Below are 18,578 nucleotides of genomic sequence, written 5' to 3'. Positions count from 1 at the left end.
TGTAGGTGTTGAAGGGGCGGGAAATACCATTTTCATGAGAAGCAACTGCATTCGTATCGTAGACCGGGCAAGCGTAGCGCCCCCGGCATGGTTTTCTGGAAGGCGCCTCGCAACCTCTGAAGTAACCTTATGTAATTCATGGTTAACGCTTTTATTCCTGTTATCGGGCTCGTAAAGTGGTTGCGTTGCGGCACATCCGCAACCGGGCGTAGGAACCCGTTAGCATGTATCGACATTCACTATGTCGTGGCAGCGTTTATCCCGTTACAATCACGGTGGCGCTGGCGGAGCAGCCGAAAGGCTGGCCGTTTTCTATGTGCGCGGTATTCCTACCTCCGTCAGCGCTGCCTCCCTCGAGCGTAGGAACTCATAGGGTGGCTAATTTAAATAGCATGTAGAGGATGTCGTTATGACTACTATCCCAACCCTGACTTATCCGCAATCTGACGAACAGGTTATTCCCCCTTCCCTGACTATGCCGCTTTCTGCTGCTGCGGATCTCTTTGAGGTCGCCGATCGCTGCGCCGCGCTGGTGAGCGTATTGATCGAAACGGATGACAGTGCATCCCGCACTGCGCTCTATGAAGGTCTGCTGCGCGCCCTGCAACAGCTGCGTGAACGCTGTGATGCTGCACTCCCACCGCACCTAATAGCGCAGCTGATCCAGGGGGAAACACTTACCTCCTGTATGCCGGACTGCTGGCAGGAAACCGCGCCCCAGGTGGATTATGCGCTGGCTTTGGTGCAGGCAATTCTGGGTGGAACGTTGCCCGCAAGTGTCGAGAAAGAACTGGCGGGGCTGCTGCACGATCTGGTCTGGCTGCTTAATGAGTTTGTGAAGGAGCCGTATATAACGGTGCATTGAGTTCAAGTGATAGTCGGTGAATGAGATCTGATTTCAGGTTTTATAAGGGGCTGTGACAGGCCCCTGAATGTGTTTGAGGGTGAGGTTGGTGTTGGGGTTTGTGATGGTCGATTTTATAAGCTAGCAACATAGGCGGTTGCATATGAGAAACAATGAATGTCTGCTAAGAGCGAAAAGCGGACGCCCGCATAGCGTAAACAGGCGTCCGATATTTTGAAGTGGGTAGATTAATTAACCCGCTTCCCCGTTTTGTCAATGACCGTCTCGCCATCCTCTTTGATAAACGCTCCTTTCTGGCCTTCCGGTAGAATATCCAGCACTATTTCTGAAGGGCGGCAAAGACGAGTGCCAAGCGGCGTAACGACAATCGGCCGATTAATCAGGATCGGATGTTGAAGCATGAAATCAATCAACTGCTCATCAGAAAATTTGTCTTCATCAAGACCCAACTGCTCATAAGGTTCGACGTTTTTACGCAGCAATGTACGTACTGTAATGCCCATATCTGAAATCAGTTTGCTAAGTTCATCACGAGTCGGGGGAGTATCGAGATAATAAATTATCGTCGGTTCGTTACCGCTGTTACGGATCATCTCCAGCGTATTACGTGAAGTGCCACAGGCTGGATTGTGATAGATGGTAATGTTGCTCATATCAGTATCTCATTACAAAGTGACAGAGAGCCGCCACGCCAGCGCGGCCAGAGTGACAAACAGCACCGGCACAGTCATGACAATGCCGGTACGGAAATAATATCCCCAGGTGATCGTCATATTTTTCTGGGCAAGCACATGCAGCCACAGCAGGGTTGCCAGACTGCCAATCGGGGTGATTTTCGGGCCTAAATCGCAGCCAATCACATTGGCATAAATCATTGCCTCTTTCACTACGCCAGTCGCCGTACTCCCGTCAATCGACAGCGCACCAATCAGCACCGTCGGCATATTATTCATCACTGATGAGAGAAATGCCGTCAGGAAGCCGGTGCCGAACGTCGCTGCCCATAACCCCTTGTCTGCCAGCAGATTCAGCACGCCAGACAGGTACTCCGTGAGCCCTGCATTGCGCAGGCCATAGACCACGAGATACATGCCCAGCGAGAAAATAACGATCTGCCATGGCGCACCGCGCAGGACTTTCCCGGTGTTGATGGCATGGCCTCTTTTCGCCACCACAAACAGCACTGCTGCGCCAGCCGCAGCTATCGCACTGACCGGGATCCCCAGCGGCTCCAGAACAAAGAAACCGACAAGCAGCAATAACAGGACAATCCAGCCCGCCCTGAAGGTTGCCGGATCCTTGATCGCGCTGGCAGGCGTCTTCAGCAGCGAAACGTCATACGTTGCCGGAATATCCCTGCGGAAGAAGAGATGCAGCATGACCAGCGTGGCCGCAATCGCTGCCGCATCCACGGGGATCATAACGGAGGCGTACTGCGTAAAGCCCAGACCGAAGAAGTCCGCCGAGACGATATTAACCAGGTTAGACACAATGAGTGGCAGGCTGGCCGTATCTGCAATAAATCCTGCGGCCATGACAAAGGCCAGTGTCGTGCCCTGGCTGAACCCCAGTGCGAGCAGCATCGCAATCACAATCGGCGTCAGGATCAGCGCGGCGCCGTCATTGGCAAACAACGCAGCAACAGCAGCACCGAGCAAGACTATCCAGGTGAAAAGCAGGCGGCCACGTCCGTTACCCCAGCGGGAGACGTGCAGTGCGGCCCATTCAAAGAAGCCGGACTCATCGAGCAGCAGGCTGATGATGATGACCGCAATAAATGCCGCTGTCGCGTTCCAGACGATATTCCAGACAACGGGAATATCAGCGATATGGATGACACCGGTTCCCAGCGCCAGCACAGCCCCGATACTCGCGCTCCAGCCAATACTCAGGCCTCTGGGTTGCCAGATCACCAGTACCAGCGTCAGTAAAAACATACTCCCTGCCAAAAGCATCTCAGACTCCGTTATATATGATTATGTAAATGTGTTTTCCTTTCTCAGCAGGTGGTGCAGGCTGATTTATCCAGCCATTCACGCACATCCTCCCGCATACACTGCCAGGTCGTCGTGATTGTCTCTGCTGCCCATGCCGGTATGTGGGGTGACAGACGATAGTGGATCCATTTGCCTTCCCGACGGTCAAGTACCAGCCCGGCCTCGCGCAGAATAGCCATATGTCGCGATATTTTGGGCTGCGATTCGGAGGTGACCGCACAGATATCGCAGACGCACAGTTCTCCGGACTCCCGGAGAAGCATCACGATGGCGAGCCGGGTTTCATCCGACAGGATTTTGAAAAGCTGAACAGGTTGTAGCATTTTTCACTCCGTTCCCATTAGAATACACATATGTTAAATCATATGTATTTATTTTGAAATCACCTGTTCTCTCCGGAGGAGAAAAATGGAACAATTTCCTGCCCTGAATACTGAATACTGAATACTGAATGCTTTGATCAACACATTGCCGAACGCCTGCACCTGCAGGAGCCGCCACGGATTCTGATCCTGTATGGCTCAGTAAGGGAGCGCTCCTACAGCCGTTTTGCCGCGGAGGAAGCCGGTCGCCTGCTGACGGCGATGGGCGCGGATGTGAAACTCTTTAACCCCTCCGGTTTACCCCTGCCGGATGATGCGCCGGACACGCACCCTAAAGTTACCGAGCTGCGCGGTCTTGTCAGATGGTGTGACGGGATGGTGTGGAGTTCACCGGAGCGGCATGGCGCAATGAGCGCAGTTATGAAGGCACAAGTCGACTGGATACCCTTAAGTGAAGGCGCAGTGCGTCCTTCACAGGGTAAAACGCTTGCGGTAATGCAGGTTTGCGGCGGTTCGCAGTCCTTCAATGCCGTGAATCAGATGCGCATTCTGGGTCGCTGGATGCGGATGTTTACGATCCCCAACCAGTCCTCCGTAGCCAAGGCATGGCAAGAGTTCGACGAAAACGGCCGAATGAAACCTTCGTCATGGTATGACCGCATCGTCGATGTAGCCGAGGAGCTGTTTAAAATCACACTGCTGCTTAAGGGACAAACCGGTTATCTTGCGGATCGTTACAGCGAGCGAAAAGAGAGCCATCAGGAGCTTTCATCCCGTGTCAATCAGGACAAAATATAACGTCTGTTCTTCGTGAATCCATACTGCATGAGCTTAACAACGTCCGCTTCTGGCACAAAGCGGACATTTCAACAATAGTCCGCCACCTACCCCTGCATATCAAACCCAGCCTTTTGAAAATCCCTATACACCTCCGGATTACTAAACGTCGGGAACTTCGCTTTTTGGGCCGCCAGTTTCACCGCCTCACAATACTCTTTGTTGCCCTTGCTGGTTGATACCTTTAAAGCCGTACCATCCTGCGCAAATTCCATATGCAGCCGGCATTTTTTGCCCTTCCAGCGTTGTGGCTCAGCAATTTTATCTTCTATCGCCGCCCTAATCCCCCGCGCCTGCGCGCCCCACGCATCCTGATCGTCCCAGCGGCCAGAACTGCAACTCCCCATCGCGGTGGTTTTGTGGCATCCAGAAGGCTGTAACGGCGCACAACCCGCCGCAAGGCTGACCACAACGGCAAGCGTAAACATCTTCCCTACTCTTTCATGCGATCTCACGCCTTAAACTCCTGTGCTCATATATCCGTTAAAATTAATTTCGGTTTACCACTTTACGAAAATCAGAACTAATAAAAAACACAGGCACAGGTCCGGTAAGGCGTAAGCCGCCACTGGATATTTCATAGAGGTACACGCAGTCAGCAACCCGGTTTTAATATTGTGCTCGCACTTGCCGGGCGGCGGCTGACGCCTTGCACGGCCTACAAAACCCACGCTATCAATAAACGTAGGCCCGGTAAGGCGCTAGCCGCCACCGGGCATTTCCAGAGAGGTACCTTCGTGATTACGCGCTACAACTCCTCAAACCCCAGCACCCCATCCCGGTCCAGCAGACTTTCATAAACCTTCTCAACCGCCGCCTTCACCTTCTCCGTCATCGGATAATAAAACCCCACAATATCCGGTTGAATCCCCAAAAACACCACCTCCCCCACATCCCCCTTCAGCTGATCCACCAGGTAGTTGAGCGGCATATTGTGGGTGGTCATCATAAACATCTCGGCGATGTCGTCCGGATCGATACGGCGGATCTCACCGGGGTTTAACCCCATATCCGTCGCATCGACAATCAGCAGGCGCGCCGGGCGCAGCTCGCGGATCGCAACCACGTCGTTTTCCGGGGCGCTGCCGCCATCAAACACCACCCAGTCGCCGCGAGGGGCTTCCCGGCACATCTCAGCCAGCAGCGGACCGGCGCCGTCGTCGCCCATCATGCTGTTGCCGACGCAGAGTAATACATCAGTCACGTTGCCTCCTCACCATCAGGTAGATGGCGTTCTCCTGGTGAATGGCGTGGAGCATCACGAGCAGTGCCTCGCTCCACTCCTGCTGCTGCGCCGTCTGGCGCGCTATCGCGGCGTCAAAGGCGCTGGCCAGCATCACAATATGGTTACTGTCGATGACAATCTCCCCGTAGCGCGGCACGCCCTCCATCTTGCGCCGCGCCTCGCTCCCCGCTTCGAGGGTGGCGATCCACGCCAGGTAATCCTCCCACGGGCAGGTGAGCGCCGCCTCCAGGCAGTCGATCACCCCCAGATGATGGCCGATGGCCAGGCCGTAGTAGATCACCTGCTGGGCATCAGCAGGCGTGTTGTCATTCTGGTCAATGAACTTGCGGCTGAGCTGGCTGAATACCACCGTCTCACTCATCACACACGCTCCTGCCCGACCACCTCGAGGAGGTTGCCCACGATCTCGTTCAGGCGCGGATCGTTCTCGTTTGCCAGCCAGCGGGCCACGCTCTCGTCGCCCTCAATCAGATGACGCATAAAGTCGTCGGCGATCTGGCGGCCATAGCGGTAGCCCGCCAGGCGGCGGGCGGCGCGGTCGATGCGTACCCGCAGGGGCTGGACCATCTCCGGATGCAGCAGTTCGGCGGGCTGGTTGTCCTGGCTGCCTGGCTCGCGGGCGTGGATTTTTTGCTCCAGCAGCCCCAGCGCCATGGCAAAGCCGTAGAGCGTGGCAGCAGGCGACGGCGGGCAGCCGGGAATGTAGACATCCACCGGCACGATTTTGTCGGTGCCGCCCCAGACGCAGTACAGGTCGTGGAAGATGCCGCCGGAGTTGCCGCAGGCGCCGTAGGAGATGCAGATCTTCGGATCGGGGGCCGACTCCCACGCCCGCAGCGCCGGGGAGCGCATGGCGCGGGTCACCGCCCCGGTGAACAGCAGAATGTCGGCGTGACGCGGGGATGGCACCACCTTGATGCCGAAGCGCTCGGTGTCGAAGATGGGCGACAGGGTGGCGAAGATCTCAATCTCGCAGCCGTTGCAGCCGCCGCAGTCCACGCGGTAGACGTAGGCGGAGCGTTTGATTTTTTTCAGCAGCGAGGCCTTCATGCTGGCGATGGACTCGTCCACCGTGACCGGGACCGGGATCCCCTGCTCGTTACGTGGCCCTAACAGTTCGCTCATCGTGTCGCTTCCTCCATTTCCCGGGTCAGCTGGATCTTGTCCGCCGGGGTCAGCCCCTGCAGGCGCTTGCAGTCCGGGCAGGTTTCAAAACTCTCGCGATGCGATTCGGCGCGCTGGTCGCCGTTATGGCGCAGCAGGGCGATCGCGTAATCAATCTCTTTCTGCACCGCATAGGGGCGCTTGCAGACCCGGCAGTGGCAGATGTCAAAGCGCGACTGCTGCAGGAAATCCGCTTTGCTCCACACCGCCAGCTCATACTCCTGGGAGAGCTTAATGGCGGTGGTCGGGCAGACCTCCTCGCAACGGCCGCAGAAGATGCAGCGCCCCAGGTTGAACTGCCAGGCCAGCTGGCCGAACTGCAGATCCGTCTCCACCGTCAGGGCATTCGACGGGCAGGCGTTCACGCAGGCCGCGCAGCCGATACACTGCTGAGGATCGTGCTCCGGCTTGCCACGCATATTTTTGTCGACCGCAATCGGCTGGAGGGGATAGGACTCCGTCACCGTGCCGGTTTTGATCACTTTTTTGATAAAGGTAAACATGGCAAGTCCTTATTTCAGCGGCGAATTTTTGCGTTCAATGCTGTAGCGCTCCAGCTCTTTGTACGGCACCACCTGGCTCTTCTTCTTGCGCACATCCACCACCGTCATGCGGTCGGTGCAGGAGTAGCACGGGTCGAGGCTGCCGATAATCAGCGGCGCGTCGGAGACGGTGTTGCCGCGCAGCATATAGCGCAGGGTCGGCCAGTTGGCGTAGGTGGCCGCCCGGCAGCGCCAGCGCCACAGCTTCTGGTTGTCGCCGGTCATGCTCCAGTGGATATCATCCCCGCGCGGCGCTTCGCTGAAGCCCAGCGCAAAGCGGTTCGGGATGTAGGTGAAGCCTTCCACCATCAGCGCGCCGCCCGGCAGGTTATCCAGGCCGTAATCGATCATATTCAGGGCAGTGAAGACCTCGTTGATGCGCACCTTCAGGCGGGAGATGACGTCGCAGCCCTGCTCGCTGTGGACTTCCATCGGCAGCAGACCGTAACCGACAAACGGGTGATCGGCGCGGGTGTCGCGGGCGTGGCCGCTGGCGCGCACCATCGGGCCGACGTTGCTGAAGTCGCGGGCGATCTGCGGGTCGAGGCGGCCAATGCCCACGGTGCGCTGTTCGATGTTCGGCGTGCTGAGCAGAATATCCACCAGATCCTGCACCTCACGACGCATCTGCTGGGCCAGCTGGCGGGTGGCGATCATGTCCTCTTTCAGCAGATCGCGACGGATGCCGCCGATCAGGTTCAGGCCGTAGGTTTTACGCGCCCCGGTGAGGATCTCCGCCATCTTCATGGAGGTCTCGCGCACGCGGAAGAACTGCATAAAGCCGGAGTCAAAACCGACGAAGTGGCAGGCCAGGCCGAGGTTGAGCAGGTGCGAGTGCAGACGCTCCACCTCCAGCAGAATGGCGCGGATCATCTGGGCGCGTTCCGGCACCACGATCCCCATCGCGTTCTCCACCGAGGTGGTGTAGGCGGTGCTGTGGGCAAAACCGCAGATACCGCAGACGCGATCCGACAGGAAGGTCACTTCGTTGTAGCCCATCCGGGTTTCGGCCAGCTTCTCCATGCCGCGATGGACGTAGAACAGGCGGTAGTCGGCGTCGATGATGTTCTCGCCGTCAACGAACAGGCGGAAGTGGCCCGGCTCGTCGGAGGTGACGTGCAGCGGGCCAATCGGCACCACGTTATTTTTTTTGTCGCCGAGTTCGTTGATGAACGCGTAGGTCTCTTTGTCGGTGGTCGGCGCCGGACGCTGGCGGTAATCCATGCTGTCTTTACGCAGCGGATAGAGTTCGTCCGGCCAGTCGTCCGGCAGCACCAGACGGCGCTCGTCCGGCAGCCCGACCGGGATCAGGCCATACATGTCGCGCACTTCGCGCTCACCCCAGACGGCGGCAGGTACGCGCGGGGTGACGGACGGAAATTCCGGCTTATCGGCATCCACCTCCACGCGCACGGTGAGCCAGCAGCGGGTGCCCTGCTCCATCGACAGCACGTAGTAGACGGCATAGCTGCCGCAGAGCTGGCGCTCATCGTTGCCAAAGAGCACCGACAGCCAGCCGCCCTGTTTGTAATAGAGGAACTCGACCACTTCCGGCAGGTAGTTAATTTTCACCGTGACGGTGATTTGATCTTTGGTCTGCCAGGCTTCATCCAGCACCACGCCAGGAAAGGCCTGGTGCAGTGCGGCGAGATAGTGTTGACCAATTTTTTCTTCAGACATGGGTATTCTCTACAGTCACGCCGCCAGCAAGGAGACGAAAGCTAAAAATGCCAGACCAAAACCGGTCCAGGTAATTCGTGAGGTGGCGTTAAAGCGCAGGCGCGCCATGCTGTTCTCGAACAGGGCGATCACCAGTACGCCCACGACCAGCTTGACCACGGCAATGACGACGGCCAACGCCAGGCCGCCTGCGGAGAAGTGGCTCATCTGGCCCCAGGGGATAAACACCCCGACGAACATCTGCAGCACCACCAGCTGTTTCAGGCTGATGCCCCACTTGAGCAGGGCAAAGCCCGCGCCGCTGTACTCCGACAATGGCCCTTCCTGCAGCTCCTGCTCCGCTTCGGCAAGGTCAAACGGCAGCTTGCCCATCTCGATAAAGGTGGCGAAGGCGCAGGCGCACAGAGCAAGGAATAGCGTTACGGTGTGCGCCGCCGGCCAGTGGTAGATGGTGGCGGTCACCGCGCTGATGTGGGTGGTGCCTGCCACCTGAGCGGCAACCCACAGACCGAGCAGCAGGATCGGCTCCACCAGCACGCCGAGCATCGCTTCGCGGCTGGCGCCAATCCCGGTGAACGGGCTGCCGGTATCGAGCCCGGCAATGGCAAAGAAGAAGCGCGCGATGGCGAAGAGGTAGATCAGGGTGATGAGATCCCCCAGCGCGGGCAGCGGCGAGGCGAGCGTGATCACCGGCAGCGCGCTGGCGATGGCGAACATTACCCCCACCATCACCCACGGCATCAGGCGGAAGACCCAGCCGGAGGCGGCCGGGGCCACGCTCTGGCGGCCCAGCAGCTTGATGAGATCGCGGTACTCCTGGAAGATATCCGGCCCGCGACGGGTATGCAGGCGGGCGCGGGCCACGCGGGTGATGCCCGCCAGCAGCGGCGCTGCGGCAAAGAGCACCAGCGCCTGAATCAGTGCGTAGATCAAAGTCATGTTCAGGCTCCTCGGGAGATAACGACAACCACCAGCACCGCCAGCTCAATCAGGGCGATACGGTGGAACAACACGGCGGTGCAGTCGCACTGCCAGCCGGGGATAAAGCGCACCGGGTTGAGCCATTTGCGCAGCTTCAGCACCGGCGCGAAGGACTCCTTAACCGGCATGGCAAAGCCGTGGGCGGTGATGACCATCGACTGCTCGTGGTCGTAGCCGCACACCCAGGCAAAGCCGCGGGCGCGGTTCGCCAGGCGGTTGCCTTTGAAGAGCACCAGAACGATAAAGGGCAGCAGCAGCCCCGCCAGCAGCAGGAGAGTGATCATCGGCTGGGAGACAGTGTTCACCGCCCCGCCGTTCACCGGGAACAGGCGGCCAATCACCGGCAGAAGCCACGGCGCGGCCACGCCGCCCGCCACGCAGCAGAGCGCCGCCAGCACCGTGCTGGCGGTCATCAGCCACGGGGCGCAGCAGGCGTTTTCCGCCTCCGGGGTACGCGGTGCGCCGAGGAAGGTGACGCCGTAGACTTTCGCCATACACATCACCGCCAGCGCGCCGGTGATCGCCAGGCCGGTCGCCAGCAGTGGCCCCAGCAGGCGGGCAACAAAGGCATCGTGGGTGCCGAGGTTAAAGAAGGACTGGTAGATCACCCACTCCCCGGCAAACCCGTTCAGCGGCGGCAGCACCGCCATCGCCATCAGCCCCACCAGCATCGCAAGGGAGATGAGCGGCATTTTTTTGCCGATGCCGCCCAGCTTCTCGATATCGCGATGGCCGGTGCGATACCACACCGCACCCGCGCCGAGGAAGAGCGTGGTTTTAAACAGGCCGTGGTTCACCAGGTGATAGAGCCCGCCGGTAAAGCCCAGCGCCACCAGCAGCGGGCTTTGCAGCGCGATGCCGCTCACCCCTGCCCCCAGGCCGAGCAGGATAATGCCGATGTTCTCCAGGGTGTGGTACGCCAGCAGGCGCTGGATGTTGTGCTCCATCAGGGCATAGAGTCCGCCGACAAAGGCGGTGATCATGCCCATCACCAGCAGCAGCACCCCGAGCCACAGCGGCGGCAGCGCCCCGCAAAGCGCGACGGTCAGCATGCCGTAGAGGCCCACCTTCATCACCACCGTGGAGAAGAGCGCCGCGGCAGGCGCGCTGGCGTTTGCATGCGCCTGGGGTGCCCAGCCGTGCAGCGGGATCACCCCCGCCAGCAGGCCAAAGCCCGCCAGACCCGGCAGCCAGATGCTGGCTCCCGGCGCCTGGTCAGAGGCCATCGCCCCCATTACCGCAAAGTCCAGGGTGCCGTAGTAGCGCCACGCCTGCCAGCAGGCGAAGGCCAGCAGCAGCGTCCCCAGACGCCCCAGCACAAACCAGAGCTTGCCGGACTGAGCGCAGCCGGTAAGAAACGCGCCGCACAGGGCCATGATCTCCGCCATCACCACCAGCCAGCCGAGGTTATCAACCATGATCGCGGCGACGGCGGCGGCCATCAGCAGGTTGGTCAGCAGGCCGTTACTTTTAGCCTGCGGGTGGCGATGCCAGGCGACGGTAAAGAGGCTGATGAGCAGCGCCGGCAGACCGATGGCGATAAGCCACACCGCCCGGATACCGGTCATCTGGATGTTGACGTGAAGCCAGGCGATCTCCCCCGGCTGGGAGATGTGCGGCGCGGCCAGCAGCGCAATTCCCCCCGCGGTTACCGCCAGGGCGCTGGCAATCGCCCCGCCAAAGCCGGTGATGGCGCCGCTGAGCGTGCGGTTGGCGCTGAACACCAGCGCCAGCACGGCGCTGACGAGGTACCAGCCCAGCGCCTGGTTAATTAACGAAAAGGCATTCATCAGCGCTCTCCTTGTTGCGACTGGAACAACGACAGATCGCCCAGATCCGTATTGATAGTGAGCTCGCGTTTGCGCTTGCTGGCGCGGGCGATATCCTGGTTATTCACCAGACGCAGGGATTTGGTCGGACAGGTGCGTACGCACGCCGGGCCGTCCGGGTCGAAGTGGCACAGGTCGCACTTCACCGCGATGGCGCGCACGCCCGGCACCCAGTCGAGGAACGGGCTGACGCGGGCCGGAGCCGGGGGCGCCATCGGCGCTTTGCTGGTGTTGCTGTTGGCGGGGATCGCCAGCGGGCGGCTGCCGGCAAACTCGATGGCGCCGAACGGACAGGCGATGCCGCACAGCTTGCAGCTGACGCACAGGCTTTCATTGAGCTGGATAGCGCCGTCAACGCGGGTGATGGCGTTGACCGGGCAGACCTGGGCGCAGGGGGCGTCTTCGCAGTGATGACAGAGCTGCGGCGCGGAGTCTTTACTGTTACGCATCACTTTCAGCCGCGGCTGGCTTTGCAGGCCATGCTGGCGATGGTTTTCTGAACAGGCCGCCTCACAGGTGTGGCAGCCGATACAGAGCGAGGGATCAGCAATTACAAAACGATTCACCTGGTTTCCTCTGGTGATAGTCATTTTTGACGAAAAACGGGCGGAAGTGTCATTTTCGACACCTGTCGACACCCGGCTCAGACCGCAGCGTGGTGCTGCGCGAGGACGGCGAGGGTCAGGGATTCGCCGCGTTGCGTTGCCTGCCAGATCGCGGCGTAAACCCCGCTGATTTTGTTCAGGAAATGGTTCAGCACCGCCTCACGCTGGTCGACGTTGATCTCGCCATCCAGCATGCCATCGTCCCCGAGACGGGCGTGGCCAATCAGCACGCTTTCGGGGTTATCGCGCTCTTCAACGGTGTAACTGAAGATATGGCCGTTGAACGCCTGCTCCGGCGTGACGCGGATAAGGAAGTGGTCGAACAGCCAGAAGCCGAGCCCGCTGTCGGTGTTGCAGCCCACGGTAAGGTGCAGGCTGGCTTTAGAGAGGGTGATGGCCTGAATCAACGAATTGCCGTAGTGGTTCCAGTGGGATCGCAGCACCCGCTGCTGTCCGGCAATGATGGTGGCCTTCTCACTTAATTCGGAAAGTGTCATGTGACGTACCTGATGCGTAATGTGTAAAGAGTTCGCTCCCTTAAGCACGTTTCGTGCCATTTTTTAATTTTTTGAATTTTAAGGTAAATTATTTTTAAAGCCGAAAAGATCACACAAAATGACATGTCATTTCGTCATCTTTGACCGGGCAGCGTGTCCGCTCTCGCCACCCTGCTGCTAAAAGATGGCATCAATATTGCTTAATCCGGCCAGACTTTACCGGGAACAGCACAATGCACGAAATCACCCTCTGCCAGCAGGCGCTGGAATTGATCGAAAAACAGGCTCACCAGCATCAGGCGAAACGCGTGACGGGCGTCTGGTTGCGCGTCGGCGCCTTCTCCTGCGTGGAGAGCAGCGCCCTGCAGTTTTGCTTTGAGCTGGTGTGCCGCGAGACGGTCGCCGAAGGCTGCGCCCTGCATCTCGAAGAACAGCAGGCGGAATGCTGGTGTCAGGATTGCAAAGCCTACGTCGAGCTGGTGACCCACCGCGTACGACGCTGCCCGCAGTGCGGCGGGGCGAACCTGAATATCGTCGCTGACGACGGGCTGCATATCACGCGTCTGGAAATTGAACAGGAGTAAACCATGTGTACCACCTGCGGTTGCGATCAGGGCAACCTCTATATTGAAGGCGATGAGCATAATCCGCACTCCGCTTTTCGCAGCGCCCCCTTTGCGCCGGCACACCGTCCGGCGCTGCGCATCACCCGCGTGGACGCTCAGGCTTTTACCCCGACAGAGCCCCTGGCAGGCCAGCTGGATTACGGCCACGGCGAGGCGGGCACCCATGCGCCCGGCCTCAGCCAGCGCAAAATGGTGGAGATCGAGATGGACGTGCTGGGCAAAAATAATGCGCTCGCCCGGCGCAACCGCGCGCTATTCAGCGCCCGCAACCAGCTGGCGCTGAACCTGGTCTCCAGCCCCGGCTCCGGTAAAACCACCCTGCTGACCGAGACCTTAAAACGTTTGCAGCAGCGCGTACCCTGCGCGGTGATCGAGGGCGATCAGCAGACGGTGAACGACGCCGAGCGGATCCGCGCCACCGGCACCCCCGCCATCCAGGTCAACACCGGCAAGGGCTGCCATCTCGACGCGCAGATGATCGCGGATGCGATGACGCGCCTGCCGCTGGAGGATGGCGGCATTATGTTTATTGAGAACGTCGGCAACCTGGTCTGCCCGGCGAGCTTCGATCTTGGCGAACGCCATAAGGTGGCGGTGCTCTCCGTTACCGAAGGCGAGGATAAGCCGCTGAAGTACCCGCACATGTTCGCCGCCGCCTCGCTGATGCTGCTGAACAAGGTCGACCTGCTGCCCTATCTGAATTTTGACGTGGAGAAATGCCTCGCCGCCGCCCGGGAAGTGAACCCGGAGATTGCGATTCTGCTGGTCTCCGCCACCCGCGGCGACGGGATGGACGCCTGGCTCGACTGGCTGGAGGCGCAGCGATGTGCATAGGCATTCCTGGAAAGATCAGCGCCATCCATGACGGCATGCAGGCCAGCGTGGAGGTGTGCGGCGTACTGCGCGATGTGGATCTGACCCTTGTTGGCGATTGCGACGAAAAGGGCCAGAGCCGTCTCGGGCAGTGGGTGCTGGTGCATGTCGGCTTTGCCATGAGCGTGATTAACGAAGAGGAGGCGCTGGATACCCTCGCCGCCCTGCAGAACATGTTTGAGGTGGAGCCGGACGTTGGCCCGCTGCTGTTTGGCGAGGAGCCCCGCTGATGCGCTTTGTTGATGAATACCGCGACCCGCAAAAGGTGATGCAGCTGATCGAGGCCCTGAAGGCCCGGGCCGGGCTGCTGGCCTATACCGCTGCCCGTCCGCTGCGCATTATGGAGGTGTGCGGCGGTCACACCCACGCCATCTTTAAGTTCGGACTGGATCAGCTCCTGCCCGACAACATCGAGTTTATTCACGGCCCCGGCTGTCCGGTCTGCGTCCTGCCGATGGGGCGGATCGATACCTGCATCGAAATCGCCAGCCATCCGGAGGTGATCTTCTGCACCTTCGGCGATGCGATGCGGGTGCCGGGGCAAAATGGCTCGCTGCTCGACGCCCGCATGCGCGGCGCGGATGTGCGGATCATCTACTCCCCCGCCGACGCGCTCAAGCTGGCCCGGCAGAACCCGGATCGCAAGGTGGTCTTCTTCGGGCTGGGGTTTGAAACCACCATGCCCGCCACCGCCCTGACCCTGCGCCAGGCAAAAGCGCTTAACGTGCAGAACTTCTTCTTTTTCTGCCAGCACATCACGCTGATCCCGGTGCTGAAAAGCCTGCTGGCGCAGCCGGAAAATGGCATCGACGCCTTCCTGGCGCCGGGGCACGTCAGCATGGTGATTGGCACCCATGCCTACGACTTTATCGCCGCCGAACATCAGCGCCCGCTGGCGGTGGCCGGTTTTGAACCGGTGGATCTGCTGCAGGGGGTACTGATGCTGGTGGAGCAGAAGATTGCCGGCATAAGCCAGGTCGAAAATCAGTATCGCCGTATCGTTCCGGAAGCGGGCAACGCCGTGGCCCAGGCGGCCATCGCCGAGGTGTTCGGCATTGAAGGCGACAGTGAGTGGCGCGGGCTGGGGGTGATTTCGCACTCCGGCGTGCATCTCACCGAAGCCTATCGTCAGTTTGACGCCGAGCGTCACTTCCGCCCCCGGGCGCAACAGATTTGCGACGATCCCGAGGCGCGCTGCGGCGAGGTACTCACCGGGCGCTGTAAACCGGCGCAGTGTCCGCTGTTTGGCGGCAAATGTACGCCGCAAAGCGCCTTTGGCGCGCTGATGGTCTCATCGGAAGGGGCGTGCAGCGCCTGGTATCAGTACCGTTCTCAGGAGTGTGAAAGTTGAAACAGATAACCCTCGCCCACGGCAGCGGCGGACAGGCGATGCAGCAGCTGATCGGCGAGCTTTTCATGCGCGCCTTCGCCAACCCACTGCTGGACGAACAGGAAGACCAGGCCCGGATCCCGCTGCACGAGCTGACCGCCCACGGCGACCGGCTGGCCTTTTCCACCGACAGCTACGTGATTGACCCGCTCTTCTTCCCCGGGGGCGATATCGGCAAGCTGGCCATCTGCGGCACCGCCAACGATGTCGCCGTGAGCGGGGCGATCCCGCGCTGGCTCTCCTGCGGCTTTATCCTCGAAGAGGGGCTGGAGATGGCGACCCTTGAGCGCATCGTCACCAGCATGGCCGCCACCGCGGCGGCGGCGGGCATTGCCATCGTCACCGGCGATACCAAGGTGGTACCGCGCGGCGCGGCAGATAAAGTGTTTATTAATACCGCCGGTATCGGTTCGGTGCCCGAGGGGGTAAACTGGGGTATGCGCCAGATTGAGGCCGGGGATGTGCTGCTGGTGAGCGGCACGCTCGGCGATCACGGCGCCACCATCCTTAACCTGCGCGAAGGGTTAGGTCTGGAGGGCGATCTGCAGAGCGACTGCGCGGTACTGACGCCGCTGATCCAGGCCCTGCGTGGCGAGCCCGGCATCAAAGCCCTGCGCGACGCCACCCGCGGCGGCGTGAACGCCGTGGCCCATGAGTTTGCCGCCAGCAGCGGCTGCGGGATTGAAATAGAAGAAGCCAGCCTGCCGGTGAAACCTGCCGTGCGCGGCGCGTGCGAACTGCTGGGGCTTGACCCGCTCAACTTCGCCAACGAAGGCAAGCTGGCTATCGTGGTGGAACGCCAGGCGGCCGAACGGGTGCTGGCCCGGCTGCGGGCGCATCCTTTGGGCGTGAACGCCGCTATTATTGGTGAGGTGGTTGAGCACAAAGGGGTACGACTTACCGGACTATACGGCGTAAAACGGTCGCTGAATTTGCCCCACAGCGAGCCACTGCCGCGAATTTGCTGATCCGGGCGGCGCATTCGTCTCTTATTTTTCTGGATACTCTGGATAAAACGCATGTCGTATACACCCACCAACGATCCTGTCGATCACGGATTGTTCGACATTACCCGTACTCTGCTGCAACAGACCGATCTTTGCGCCCTGGCGCAGGCGCTGACCCAGCATGTCCGGCAGATAAACCTCGCCGATAGCGTTCATATTCTGCTCTGGCAGTCGGAATCGCGCCGGGTCTGTCTCTACAGCACCGACGAACAGGGCTGTGATATCCGCTACGAAGATGAGCCCCTGCTGGCGAGCGGCCCTTTTCGCCGCATGCTTTCCCGCCCGGACGTGCTGCACTGCACGGCGGCGACCTTTAACGAGACCTGGCCGCAGCTTGCCGCCCTCGATCGTTATCCCTCATTTGCCCACTACTGCCTGACGCCCATCGCCGCCGATGGCCGCATCTTCGGCGGCTGCGAGTTTTTGCGCACCCAGGAGAACCCCTGGAGCGACGGCGATTTTTCCCGCCTGCAAACCCTCACCCAGGCGGCCGGGCTGGCCGTGGAGCAGATCCAGGCGCGGCTGCACAACAGCGACAACTACGACCTGCTCTGGCGGGAGCGTAACGATTTTCGCCTGCTGGTGGCGATCACCAACGCCGTGCTGTCGAAGCTCGACCTTGATGAACTGGTGTCGGAGGTGGCGCAGGAGATCCAGCGCAACTTCGGCATCGACTCCATCAGCATGGTGCTGCGCAGCGATCGCAAAGGGAAGCTTCTCGTCTACTCCACCCACTATCTCGATAAAGAGGCGCCCCTGCACGACCAGAGCGAAGTGGATGAAAAGGGCACCCTGTCCGAAAAAGTGATGCGCAACAGGCAGATGCTGATGCTTAACCTGCATCACCGGGATCAGCACGCCCCCTATGAACGCATGCTGTTTGATATGTGGGGCGAGCAGGATCAGACCCTCTGCCTGTTCCCGCTGATGTTCCGCGACCGGGTGCTCGGCACCCTGAAGCTGGCGCAGTGCAACGCCCAGGTGTTTACCCCGTCCAATCTGAAGCTGCTGAACCAGATTGCCGAACGTGTCGCCATCGCCGTGGATAACGCCCTCTCCTACCGGGAAATCAGCCATCTCAAGGAGCGGTTGATCGACGAAAACCTCGCCCTGACCGAGCAGATCAACAACGTTGCCACCGATTTTGGCGAAATCATTGGCCGCAGCAGCGCCATGATGACGGTGATGAAGCAGGTGGAGATGGTCGCCCGGAGCAACAGTACCGTGCTGATCCTCGGCGAGACCGGCACGGGTAAGGAGCTGATTGCCCGCGCCATTCACAACCAGAGCGGGCGCAGCGACCGGCGGATGGTGAAGATGAACTGCGCGGCGATGCCTGCCGGGCTACTGGAGAGCGATCTCTTTGGCCACGAACGCGGGGCCTTTACCGGCGCCAGCGCCCAGCGCATTGGCCGCTTTGAGCTGGCGGACAAAAGCACCCTGTTTCTGGATGAAGTGGGCGATATGCCCATTGAGCTCCAGCCCAAGCTGCTGCGCGTGCTCCAGGAGCAGGAGTTTGAGCGCCTCGGCAGCAACCGCATCATCCACACCGACGTGCGGCTGATTGCCGCCACCAACCGCGATCTGACGCAGATGGTGGCCGACCGCGAATTCCGCAGCGATCTCTACTATCGTCTTAACGTCTTTCCAATCTTCCTGCCGCCGCTGCGTGAACGCCCGGAAGATATTCCCCTGCTGGTGAAATCCTTCACCTTTAAGATTGCCCACCGGCTGGGGCGCAATATCGACAGCATTCCGGCGGAGACCCTGCGCCAGCTCAGCAGGATGGAGTGGCCGGGCAACGTGCGCGAGCTGGAAAACGTGATTGAGCGTGCCGTGTTGCTCACCCGCGGCAACGTCCTGCAGCTTTCGATGCCGGATATCGATTTTCATCGCGCCAGCAGTGCCGCGCCGGAGACCGTGGTAAGCGAAATTCGCGAAGGCGAGGAGGAGTATCAGCACATTGTGCGGGTGCTGAAAGAGACCAACGGCGTGATCGCCGGACCGCGAGGCGCGGCCCAGCGTCTGGGGCTGAAACGCACCACCCTGCTGTCGCGCATGAAGCGCCTGGGGATCGACAAAAACGCCCTCTTCTGAGCAACCGGGCCGCAAACAG

The 18,578-nt window shown here is 60.2% G+C and carries 21 protein-coding genes; 8 read left to right on the top strand and 13 right to left on the bottom strand.

From position 1 onward, the window contains the following. Positions 1-409: 409 nt before the first annotated feature. Positions 410-865, top strand: a complete 456-nt coding sequence (locus C2U54_RS10710) for a hypothetical protein (protein WP_103178609.1) — start codon at positions 410-412, stop codon at positions 863-865. A gap of 227 nt (positions 866-1,092) precedes the next feature. On the opposite strand, the gene arsC is transcribed toward C2U54_RS10710, so the two are convergent. From arsC to C2U54_RS10695, 3 genes are read right to left on the bottom strand one after another with little or no spacing between them, the layout of a single operon-like run. Then, entirely contained in the window at positions 1,093-1,518 is a 426-nt protein-coding gene (arsC, locus tag C2U54_RS10705; protein WP_103178608.1) for a glutaredoxin-dependent arsenate reductase, read from the bottom strand. A 12-nt stretch (positions 1,519-1,530) separates the two neighbouring features. Further along, positions 1,531-2,820, bottom strand: coding sequence for an arsenic transporter (locus C2U54_RS10700; protein ID WP_103178607.1), 1,290 nt, complete (start codon positions 2,818-2,820; stop codon positions 1,531-1,533). 44 nt (positions 2,821-2,864) lie between these two features. Beyond that, positions 2,865-3,185 (bottom strand): transcriptional regulator, encoded by a 321-nt coding sequence (locus C2U54_RS10695; protein ID WP_103178606.1) that lies wholly within the window; start codon positions 3,183-3,185, stop codon positions 2,865-2,867. Positions 3,186-3,299: 114 nt separating this feature from the next. On the opposite strand from C2U54_RS10695, the gene arsH reads away from it, so the two are divergent. Continuing rightward, a complete protein-coding gene (arsH, locus tag C2U54_RS10690) occupies positions 3,300-3,983 on the top strand; it encodes an arsenical resistance protein ArsH (protein WP_103178605.1) in 684 nt (227 codons plus the stop codon). Positions 3,984-4,069: 86 nt separating this feature from the next. Here the strand turns inward: arsH and C2U54_RS10685 are convergent, their stop codons facing one another. From C2U54_RS10685 to C2U54_RS10640, 10 genes are all read right to left on the bottom strand, one after another. Beyond that, positions 4,070-4,450, bottom strand: a complete 381-nt coding sequence (locus C2U54_RS10685) for a cell envelope integrity TolA C-terminal domain-containing protein (protein ID WP_103181040.1) — start codon at positions 4,448-4,450, stop codon at positions 4,070-4,072. 320 nt (positions 4,451-4,770) lie between these two features. Next, positions 4,771-5,226, bottom strand: coding sequence for a hydrogenase maturation peptidase HycI (gene hycI / locus C2U54_RS10680; protein ID WP_103178604.1), 456 nt, complete (start codon positions 5,224-5,226; stop codon positions 4,771-4,773). Continuing rightward, positions 5,219-5,629 carry a formate hydrogenlyase maturation HycH family protein gene (locus tag C2U54_RS10675; protein WP_103178603.1) on the bottom strand — a complete coding sequence of 137 codons (411 nt, stop codon included), beginning with the start codon at positions 5,627-5,629 and terminating at the stop codon, positions 5,219-5,221. The genes hycI and C2U54_RS10675 overlap by 8 nt, the downstream gene beginning before the upstream one ends. Then, positions 5,629-6,393 (bottom strand): NADH-quinone oxidoreductase subunit B family protein, encoded by a 765-nt coding sequence (gene nuoB / locus C2U54_RS10670; RefSeq protein ID WP_103178602.1) that lies wholly within the window; start codon positions 6,391-6,393, stop codon positions 5,629-5,631. The genes C2U54_RS10675 and nuoB overlap by 1 nt, the downstream gene beginning before the upstream one ends. Beyond that, complete coding sequence (locus C2U54_RS10665; RefSeq protein WP_103178601.1) at positions 6,390-6,935, bottom strand: formate hydrogenlyase complex iron-sulfur subunit; 546 nt, start codon at positions 6,933-6,935, stop codon at positions 6,390-6,392. The genes nuoB and C2U54_RS10665 overlap by 4 nt, the downstream gene beginning before the upstream one ends. A 9-nt stretch (positions 6,936-6,944) precedes the next feature. Beyond that, positions 6,945-8,654: a formate hydrogenlyase subunit HycE gene (gene hycE, locus C2U54_RS10660; RefSeq protein WP_103178600.1), complete on the bottom strand. Its 1,710-nt coding sequence runs from the start codon at positions 8,652-8,654 to the stop codon at positions 6,945-6,947. A 15-nt stretch (positions 8,655-8,669) separates the two neighbouring features. Next, on the bottom strand, positions 8,670-9,593 hold the full coding sequence (locus C2U54_RS10655) for a respiratory chain complex I subunit 1 family protein (protein ID WP_103178599.1): 924 nt from the start codon (positions 9,591-9,593) through the stop codon (positions 8,670-8,672). A 2-nt stretch (positions 9,594-9,595) separates the two neighbouring features. After that, positions 9,596-11,425, bottom strand: coding sequence for a formate hydrogenlyase subunit 3 (hycC, locus tag C2U54_RS10650; RefSeq protein ID WP_103178598.1), 1,830 nt, complete (start codon positions 11,423-11,425; stop codon positions 9,596-9,598). Then, positions 11,425-12,030, bottom strand: a complete 606-nt coding sequence (locus C2U54_RS10645; protein WP_103178597.1) for a 4Fe-4S dicluster domain-containing protein — start codon at positions 12,028-12,030, stop codon at positions 11,425-11,427. The genes hycC and C2U54_RS10645 overlap by 1 nt, the downstream gene beginning before the upstream one ends. Positions 12,031-12,107: 77 nt before the next feature. After that, entirely contained in the window at positions 12,108-12,566 is a 459-nt protein-coding gene (locus C2U54_RS10640) for a transcriptional regulator (protein ID WP_158251038.1), read from the bottom strand. 233 nt (positions 12,567-12,799) lie between these two features. On the opposite strand from C2U54_RS10640, the gene hypA reads away from it, so the two are divergent. The 6 genes from hypA to flhA are packed head-to-tail and all read left to right on the top strand — an operon-like array spanning position 12,800 to position 18,559. Beyond that, positions 12,800-13,150 (top strand): hydrogenase maturation nickel metallochaperone HypA, encoded by a 351-nt coding sequence (gene hypA, locus C2U54_RS10635; RefSeq protein WP_103178595.1) that lies wholly within the window; start codon positions 12,800-12,802, stop codon positions 13,148-13,150. 3 nt (positions 13,151-13,153) lie between these two features. Next, positions 13,154-14,026, top strand: a complete 873-nt coding sequence (hypB, locus tag C2U54_RS10630; protein ID WP_103178594.1) for a hydrogenase nickel incorporation protein HypB — start codon at positions 13,154-13,156, stop codon at positions 14,024-14,026. Beyond that, positions 14,017-14,295 carry a HypC/HybG/HupF family hydrogenase formation chaperone gene (locus tag C2U54_RS10625; protein WP_103178593.1) on the top strand — a complete coding sequence of 93 codons (279 nt, stop codon included), beginning with the start codon at positions 14,017-14,019 and terminating at the stop codon, positions 14,293-14,295. The genes hypB and C2U54_RS10625 overlap by 10 nt, the downstream gene beginning before the upstream one ends. Beyond that, complete coding sequence (gene hypD, locus C2U54_RS10620; RefSeq protein ID WP_103178592.1) at positions 14,295-15,416, top strand: hydrogenase formation protein HypD; 1,122 nt, start codon at positions 14,295-14,297, stop codon at positions 15,414-15,416. The genes C2U54_RS10625 and hypD overlap by 1 nt, the downstream gene beginning before the upstream one ends. Next, on the top strand, positions 15,413-16,423 hold the full coding sequence (gene hypE, locus C2U54_RS10615) for a hydrogenase expression/formation protein HypE (RefSeq protein WP_103178591.1): 1,011 nt from the start codon (positions 15,413-15,415) through the stop codon (positions 16,421-16,423). The genes hypD and hypE overlap by 4 nt, the downstream gene beginning before the upstream one ends. Before the next feature lie 51 nt (positions 16,424-16,474). Next, entirely contained in the window at positions 16,475-18,559 is a 2,085-nt protein-coding gene (gene flhA, locus C2U54_RS10610; protein WP_103178590.1) for a formate hydrogenlyase transcriptional activator FlhA, read from the top strand. Positions 18,560-18,578 lie beyond the last annotated feature (19 nt).

This window comes from Leclercia sp. LSNIH1, from assembly GCF_002902985.1.
GTDB lineage: Bacteria > Pseudomonadota > Gammaproteobacteria > Enterobacterales > Enterobacteriaceae > Enterobacter.
Note: the sequence above shows the minus strand (reverse complement) of the source record. Positions and strands in the feature narration are given on the sequence as shown.